Source organism: Rudaea sp. (genome assembly GCF_036383415.1).
Taxonomy (GTDB): domain Bacteria; phylum Pseudomonadota; class Gammaproteobacteria; order Xanthomonadales; family Rhodanobacteraceae; genus Rudaea.
Window position 1 is genome coordinate 1 of sequence record NZ_DASVOK010000047.1, and the last position, 5593, is coordinate 5593.

Sequence of the window (5593 nt, forward strand, 5' to 3'; positions counted from 1 at the left end):
GGCATCGCGCAGTGCGACGGCGAGCGCGCTGGCATCGGCGAACGGCGAGCGCGCGTGCGCGGCCGCGGCGATCCACGGCGAATGTTCGTAGATGCCGCCCAGCGCCCGGGTGAATTCGGCGGCGGAAAGCCGATTGAGTTCGTTCAATTCCATGGGCGCATTATCTACAATCGAGCACGATCACGAGAAGGAAAAGAACATGGCATTGCCGTCCGGAGAAACCACCGCGATTTTCGCGCCCGCTGCCGAGTTGCCCGACTGGGCGCGGCGCGCGACCAATCTGGCCAATCCGCGCATCGGCGCCAAAGCGATCGCGGCATCCGACGAGTTCTTCGCGCCACTCGAACGCATGCTCGACCCGGCCCCCGCCGTGTTCGTGCCGGGCAAGTACGACGCCAACGGCAAGTGGATGGACGGCTGGGAGACGCGGCGCAAGCGCAGCGCGGGCCACGACTGGGCGATCGTCAAGCTCGGCCGGCGCGGCCGCATCGTCGGTTTCGATGTCGACACGAGTCACTTCACCGGCAACTACGCGCCGGCGATCTCGATCGAGGGCACGCTGGCGGAAAGCGACGATCCTGAAGCTCTGCAGCGCGCGACGTGGACGCCCGTGCTGGCCGCGACGACGCTGCGCGGCAACAGCCACCACCTCGTCGAGTCGGGTGGCGATGGCGTCTTCTCGCATCTGCGCGTGCACATCTATCCCGACGGCGGCGTTGCGCGGCTGCGCGTCTACGGCCATGTGGTCGGCGCATTCGACACGGGCGAAGCGAACGCGCTGCACGATCTCATCGCGCTCGAAAACGGCGGCCGCACCGTAGCCTGGAACGATGCGCATTTCGGCGCGGCGGCGAACCTGCTGCTGCCCGGTCGCGGCCGCGACATGGGCGACGGCTGGGAAACGCGGCGCCGGCGCGAACCCGGCAACGACTGGTGCCTGATCGCGCTCGGCGCGGCGGGTGTGATTGAGAAGATCGATGTCGATACCGCGCACTTCAAGGGCAATTATCCGGACCGCTGTTCGATCCAGGCCGCGCGCGTGGACGGCGGCACCGACCAGTCGCTGATCACGCAGAGCATGTTCTGGCCCGTGCTGTTGCCCGAACAGAAACTGGCTATGGACGCGGAGCATCACTTCGCCAGGGAGATCGCCGCGCTTGGGCCGATCACGCACGTGCGCTTCAACATCTTTCCCGACGGCGGCGTGTCGCGGCTGCGCCTGTGGGGGCGGCTGGCCAGGTGAGCGCGCACATCGCCAAAATCGAACCGCTGATGCGTGAGGCCTTCGCGCCGTTCGGCGACGTCATCGAGGCGAGCGATGCCGTGCGCCATTTCCCGATCAATGGCGGCACGACCGAGCGCTATCACGACCTGGCCAACGTCGAGGTCGATGCCGCAGGTCGCGCGATCGTCAGCATCTTCCGTGCGCAGCCATGCACGCTGCCGTTCGCGATCACGATGCTAGAGCGCCATCCGCTCGGCACCCAGGCGTTCATGCCGCTGCACGCGCGGCCGTATCTCGTCGCCGTCGCAACTCGCGCGGAAACAGACGCAGTGCGCGTGTTCCTCGCGCGTGGCGACCAGGGTGTCAACTACGCCGCGGGCATCTGGCACCATCCGCTGCTCGCGCTCGGCGCGGTCTGCGATTTCCTCGTAGTCGACCGGGCTGGGCCAGGCTTGAATTGCGACGAGCACGAACTGTCGAAGCCATTGACGATTCCTGCACTAACGTAGGCTCTCGACTTATTGCCACCTGCTCTCCTTCGTTCGGCGCAAGCTCGAATCCAACTTTACTCTGGGTTTGATTTTTCTCGCTCAGGTCCCTCTGTGCGCGAGTTGTTTTCTCTTCTGCTGCATGAGTGCGAAGCGCCTTGCGGTTACCTTTGGCCTATGCGCAGCGTGGATGTGCCGAATAGACTGACTGACCACATTTCTCGGAGGTTTTCCCATGAAGCGCACTCTCATCTGGCTGGCCTGCGCTGGCTTTGTCGCCGCCTGCTCGCAGTCCACTCCGCCGCCGGCCGAGAAGGCGCCGGCTCCCGCGCCCGTCGCTGCGGCGCCGACCCTGCCGCCGCTAACCTCAGGTGTGACCAAGGAAAACATGGACACGACGGCGCGTGCGCAGGACGACTTCTACCGCTACGTCAACGGCCACTGGCTCGACACGTTCCAGATCCCTGACGACAAGCCAATGAGCGGCGCTTTCGTCAAGCTCGACGACGAGGCCAAGGCGAACATCCGCGCGATCATCGAGGAGACGGCAAAGGCGGCCGATTCCACGGACAAGGACAAGCAGAAGATCGCCGACCTCTACGCGAGCTTCATGGACGAGGCGGCGCTCGAAAGCGCGGGCCTCAAGCCGCTCGAGGCCGAATTCGCGCGCATCGATGCGCTGAAGGACAAGAAGGAGATTCCCGCGCTCGTCGCACACTTTCTGCAGATCGGCGCGACCGCGCCGTTCGGCGGCTTCGTCCACCAGGACAACAAGGACTCGACCAAGTACGTCGTCGATCTGCAGCAGGACGGCCTCGGCCTGCCCGACCGCGACTACTATCTCGAGAACGACGCCAAGCTCAAGCAGATCCGCGAGGCCTACGCTAAGTTCATCGAAAAGATGCTGGCGATGTCCGGCGACAAGGCCGCGGCGGCGAGCGCCAAGGCGATGCTCGCGTTCGAAACCGAACTGGCGCGCGTGCAGTGGACCAAGGTGCAGCTGCGCGATCCGATCAAGGGCTACAACAAGGAAACGTTCGGCGACCTCGCCAAGCTCGCGCCGGGCTACGACTGGAAGAGCTTCCTCGTCGCCGCCGGCATCGAAGGCAAGACCGACTACGTCATCGTCGGCCAGCCGAGCTACATGACGGGGATGGACAAGATCCTCACAAAGACGCCGCTGGCGACGCTGAAGACCTATTTCCGCTGGCAGCTGCTGCGCAACTACGCCAAGTACCTCAACAAGGATTTCGTCGACGCGCGCTTCGCCTTCTACGGCACCGAGCTGCGTGGCGTGCCGGCCGACCAGCCGCGCTGGAAACGCGGTGTGGGCCTGACCGAAGGCATCATCGGCGAGGCGGTCGGCAAGCTCTATGTCGCGAAGCACTTCCCGCCTGAGTCCAAGGCGCGCATGGACCAGCTCGTCAAGAACCTGCTCGCCGCGTACAAGCAGAGCATCGACACGCTCGACTGGATGAGTCCGGAGACGAAGAAGGCCGCGCAGGAAAAGCTCGCCAAGTTCATGCCGAAGATCGGCTATCCGGACAAGTGGCGCGACTACTCCGCGCTCGAGATCAAGAAGGACGATCTCGTCGGCAACGTCATGCGCGGCAACGCGTTCGAGTATCAGCGCAACATCGACAAGCTCGGAAAACCCGTCGACCGCGCCGAATGGGGCATGACGCCGCAGACGGTCAACGCCTACTACAACCCCGAGCTCAACGAGATCGTGTTCCCGGCCGCGATCCTGCAGCCGCCGTTCTTCGACGCCAAGGCCGACGACGCGGTCAACTACGGCGGCATCGGCGCGGTGATCGGCCACGAGATCAGCCACGGCTTCGACGACCAGGGATCGCAGTACGACGGCGACGGCAACCTGCGCGACTGGTGGACGGCCGCCGACCACGAGAAGTTCGCGGCCAAGACCAAGGCGCTTGTCGCCCAGTACGCCGCATTCGAACCGGTGCCGGGGTATCACCTCAACGGCGAGCTGACGCTCGGCGAGAACATCGCCGACAACTCGGGCCTCGCGATCGCCTACAAGGCGTACAAGATTTCGCTCGGTGGCAAGCCCGCGCCGACGCCCGATGACTTCAGCGGCGACCAGCGCCTCTACATCGGCTGGGCGCAGGCCTGGCAGGCCAAGGTGCGCGACAAGTTCGCGATCGAGTTGATCAAGTCCGATCCGCACTCGCTGCCGGTCGACCGCGTGCTCGGTACCTTGTCCAACCAGACACCGTTCTACGATGCATTCGGCGTCAAGGAGGGCGACAAGATGTACGTGGCGCCGGAAAAGCGCGTGACGATCTGGTAAGAGTCGACGCCTCTACGGTAGGGGCGCGATTCATCGCGCCCCTACTTGCGATTCATCAGCCAGAAAATCAGCGCCGCGCCGCCGACTCCGATCCAGTAGTCGGCCGGCACGCCGAGCAGCCAGTGCTTGTGCCAGGGCACGTGCTCGGGCGCGAAGCGGCTCCAGCCGAAGGCCGGGTTGAAGATGAACCAGGCGAGGTCTTCGACCATCCAGAACAGCATCACCCCGGCCAGCGCCTGCGCCGCCGCACGCCACGTGTACTGCGCGAAAAATACAAGCGGCGCGAAAAAGGCGAGCGCCATAAAGCTGAACACCCAGGCGTGATAGCCGGTCATCGGGCGGCCGCCCCAGAAGATGTCGAGCAGCCAGTGTGATTCGATGCGCCAGGTCGGCAGCTTCGCCGCCCAGCCCGAGGCGCCTTCGATCTGGATCTCGACTTCGGCGAAGAAGCAGGCCATCAGCAGCACCCAGGCGATGTAGGCGAGGGTGCGCGGCCAGCCCGGCACCGCGGAGGCCTTCGCGACTTCGTTCATTGCGCTGTGCCGAGCACGAGGTCGAGGACCGTTTGTGCCGCGCGCGGCTTGCCGAGCGCGCGACTGCGTAGCGCCATGGCCGCCAGCGTCGCCGGTTCGGCGATCAGCCGCGCGACCTTGTACTCGACGCCGATCGTGTCGTAGGCGAGCCAGGCTGCACCTTCTTCCATCAGGTATCCGGCGTTGTGTTCCTCCTGCCCGGGGATCGGCGAAATCAGCAGCATCGGCCGGCCGAGCGCGAGGCATTCGGAGACGGTCAGGCCGCCCGGCTTGGTCACGACAAGATCGCTCGCCGCCATCAGCTTGTGCATTTTGTCGGTGAAGCCGAGCGCGAGCAGGCGTTGCGGTTGTCGCGCGGCGAGCGCATCGAGTTTCTGCTTCGCTTCGGCATTGCGCCCGGCGACGGCGATGATCTGGAAATCGCCGGCGAGGCCGAGCACGCGTTGCACGAGCGTGGGCAGGTCGCCGACACCGGCGCCGCCGGCGACGATGAGAATCACGCGGCGAGCCGGATCGAGCCCGAGTTCGCGCACGCAGCGCTCGCGATCGAGTTCTGCCGCGTTGGGCTGCGAGAACGCCGGCATCACCGGAATGCCGGTGACGTGCAGGCGCTCCGCGCGCAAGCCTCGCGCGCGCATGCGAAATGCGACTTCGCCGGTCGCGGCGAAATAGCCGGCCATGTCGGGCACGAGCCACATGTTGTGCAGATCGTAGTCGGTCACCTGCAGCCAGAGCGGGCAGTGCAGGCGCGCCTGCTCGACCTCGCGCATCAACAGCTCCGCCGGCAGGAAGTGCGTGCAGATCACTGCGTCGGGCTTGCGCCTGTGTACCTCGCGTCGCAGCGCGCCGCTGGACAAGCGCTCGATGCCGCGGCGCAGGCGCTGCGAGGCAGCATTGTGCGGCGTCGTGTCGGACAGGTGATGCAGATGTTCCCAGATACTCGGGTGCTCGTTGATCAGGCGGATGTAACCGTCGGTGTACATCTTGCGAAAGCCCGCGGCGACGAAATCCATCGCGTCGATATGCGCGACTT

General features: G+C 65.3%; 6 protein-coding genes. 3 read left to right on the plus strand and 3 right to left on the minus strand.

Going from position 1 to position 5593, the window contains the following annotated elements; all coding sequences use genetic code 11:
• The coding region (locus tag VF497_RS01565) for a 2-oxo-4-hydroxy-4-carboxy-5-ureidoimidazoline decarboxylase (protein WP_330885590.1) at positions 1–153 on the minus strand (153 nt) is incomplete at its 3' end.
• A gap of 46 nt (positions 154–199) precedes the next feature.
• On the opposite strand from VF497_RS01565, the gene alc reads away from it, so the two are divergent.
• From alc to VF497_RS01580, 3 genes are all read left to right on the plus strand, one after another.
• Entirely contained in the window at positions 200–1243 is a 1044-nt protein-coding gene (gene alc / locus VF497_RS01570; protein ID WP_330885582.1) for an allantoicase, read from the plus strand.
• A gap of 8 nt (positions 1244–1251) precedes the next feature.
• Complete coding sequence (locus tag VF497_RS01575; RefSeq protein WP_330885592.1) at positions 1252–1734, plus strand: ureidoglycolate lyase; 483 nt, start codon at positions 1252–1254, stop codon at positions 1732–1734.
• Between the two features lie 214 nt (positions 1735–1948).
• Entirely contained in the window at positions 1949–4027 is a 2079-nt protein-coding gene (locus tag VF497_RS01580) for a M13 family metallopeptidase (protein WP_330885584.1), read from the plus strand.
• Between the two features lie 41 nt (positions 4028–4068).
• On the opposite strand, the gene VF497_RS01585 is transcribed toward VF497_RS01580, so the two are convergent.
• Positions 4069–4560, minus strand: coding sequence for a hypothetical protein (locus tag VF497_RS01585; protein WP_330885586.1), 492 nt, complete (start codon positions 4558–4560; stop codon positions 4069–4071).
• Positions 4557–5593: MGDG synthase family glycosyltransferase (locus VF497_RS01590; protein WP_330885588.1), on the minus strand; the 1037-nt coding region annotated here is incomplete at its 5' end. The genes VF497_RS01590 and VF497_RS01585, both read right to left, overlap by 4 nt.

Excerpts from the sequence above, each read along its gene's own strand:
- alc (WP_330885582.1), top strand. The coding sequence starts at position 200 with ATGGCATTGCCGTCCGGAGAAACCACCGCGATTTTCGCGCCCGCTGCC.
- VF497_RS01585 (WP_330885586.1), bottom strand. The coding sequence starts at position 4,560 with ATGAACGAAGTCGCGAAGGCCTCCGCGGTGCCGGGCTGGCCGCGCACC.
- VF497_RS01580 (WP_330885584.1), top strand. The coding sequence starts at position 1,949 with ATGAAGCGCACTCTCATCTGGCTGGCCTGCGCTGGCTTTGTCGCCGCC.